Annotated in this window: 2 protein-coding genes and 1 pseudogene; all 3 read left to right on the forward strand. The window is 49.1% G+C overall.

Annotated elements, in window-relative coordinates; translation table 11 throughout:
* Nucleotides 1-348: FISUMP domain-containing protein (locus tag BUB38_RS15620; protein ID WP_139258490.1), on the forward strand; the 348-nt coding region annotated here is incomplete at its 5' end.
* A 60-nt stretch (nt 349-408) separates the two neighbouring features.
* Nucleotides 409-510: an LEPR-XLL domain-containing protein gene (locus BUB38_RS17105; RefSeq protein WP_175547707.1), complete on the forward strand. Its 102-nt coding sequence runs from the start codon at nt 409-411 to the stop codon at nt 508-510.
* 59 nt (nt 511-569) lie between these two features.
* Nucleotides 570-1315, forward strand: a pseudogene (locus BUB38_RS15625) (hypothetical protein); the annotation flags it as partial.

Consider the following 1315-nt stretch of genomic DNA (forward strand, 5'->3'; position numbering starts at 1 on the left):
GGAATCTGTCCAGAAGGATGGCATATTGTACATGATGGGGAGTGGGCGTATTTGCAGCAAAAAAGCGGCAATAGTGTCGCTCATTATATGGGCTCGAAGGTCGCCGGCTTCGGTAGCAACAACTACGGCCTGTCGATACTGCCTGCGGGGTATTGGCTACTTTATCCTAGCGGAACAATGGCTTATGATAATATTACAAAACAAACCGTTTTTTGGCTTCCTGAACAGGATCGGGATCAAGCAAACAAGGCTAAGCTGGTCAATGTTCTTCGCAATGATATGACCCGAAGTACCTCTCGCGCCAAATCAGAGTATGCACACTCCGTCCGCTGCGTAAAAAACTACTAATTATAACAAGATTTTAAACAAATTAACAAAGCCTTTTTGGAGAAAGGCTATAGGGGTTATGTGTCTAAACTCAACAAGAAGAACAAAAAGTCCAAGAAAAACAACCGCAATAATTACAAAATTGAGTCTCTAGAACCAAGACTCTTGATGGACGCTGCGTAAAAATGATGCTCACATATAAATTTTTTATTTTTCAAACGAGTTATGACAAGGATATTTGAATGAACCTGCTCAGAATTTTTTGCCTGGCCCTGTTCGCCATGTTCTTTACCGCCTGCGGAGGCGACTCCGGGAGTGGCGCAAGCGACGAAATTTCCGTGAACTCGAGCGACGACGAAGGCCTCGACGCCGCCTCCAGCACAAGTGTCACAGCTGGCGAAGCCAAGGAATCCAAGAAGAGTTCCTCGAGCAAGGGAAGCTCCGCAAAATCGAGCGAAAGTGCCGCCTCCAGCAGCAGTGTCATCCCCGGCACCGACCGGGGATCTAGCAGTAGCGGGGCGGCATCGTCGAGCAGTACGTTTGTTTACCACATGTGCGAAAGTGGTGACACTCTAAGCTTTATGGATGATTTGTCGTGCATGGTGTATTTTAGTTGTGTGGATTTCGAGTGGAATATTGACTCTACGATATGTGCCCCCAAGCCCAAGGTTTACCCGAACATGGACCGCCAATTCGATACAGAATACGACCCTGTCTATGGAGAATTTACGGACCCGCGCGACGGCCAGGTGTATAAAACGGTCGTTCTCTACGAGTCGTATCAATCAGAAAATACCATCGAGGTTTTCGCGCAGAACCTGAACTACGGCGAGATGGTGGACTCGAGCGTCCACCGGCTGGACGACGGCAAGGTGGAGAAGTACTGCGAGCTGAACGACGAGTGGTTCTGCGAGAACGGCTGGGGCGGCCGCTACACTTGGAGCGAGGCGATGGGGATATCGTCGAAGTACGATTCCGTGCTCTGGAA

The sequence above is a fragment of the Fibrobacter sp. UWH5 genome (genome assembly GCF_900142505.1).
In the GTDB taxonomy this organism is placed as follows: Bacteria; Fibrobacterota; Fibrobacteria; order Fibrobacterales; family Fibrobacteraceae; genus Fibrobacter.